The sequence below is a fragment of the Clostridium boliviensis genome (genome assembly GCF_033342255.1).
In the GTDB taxonomy this organism is placed as follows: domain Bacteria; phylum Bacillota; class Clostridia; order Lachnospirales; family Lachnospiraceae; genus Lacrimispora; species Lacrimispora boliviensis.
This window is the reverse complement of the sequence record NZ_JAWONS010000158.1, coordinates 1-356: the sequence shown is the minus strand read 5'-3', so window position 1 is coordinate 356 and position 356 is coordinate 1. Positions and strand designations below refer to the sequence as shown.

The 356-nt window shown below is 51.4% G+C and carries 1 protein-coding gene; it reads right to left on the bottom strand.

What is annotated here, in order from left to right; genetic code table 11:
• Nucleotides 1-172 precede the first annotated feature (172 nt).
• Nucleotides 173-356 (bottom strand): hypothetical protein (locus tag RZO55_RS10390; RefSeq protein ID WP_318064212.1); only part of this gene is annotated, 184 nt, incomplete at its 5' end.

Genomic DNA, 356 nt, shown 5'->3' with positions numbered 1-356 from the left:
GGGAGATGATGACCTCTCCCATTTGATTGAGAAAGCCCGGGAGATCATGGAGCGGGAGGGCCGGTGCGGACGGATCCGTCTCCAGCGGGAGACGGGAGCCGGTGGATCCTCTCACTCGCTGGTGGGACAGTAGAAAAAGGCGCAGAGCTGCGCCGTTTTGTTTGGTATATCCTCACTTTAACCCGAAATACATTTTGAGCGCTTCATTAATGATCCGGGTTTTCTCGCCTCTTTCTCCTGCGGCCTCCTCATTGATAAGGTCAACCAAATCTTTGAGGATGTAAATCGTCATCTTGTGGTATTTCTGATCAAATCTCACTTTTTTGGGCTGGGCCTTTTTGCGCTCTTCAAGCGCT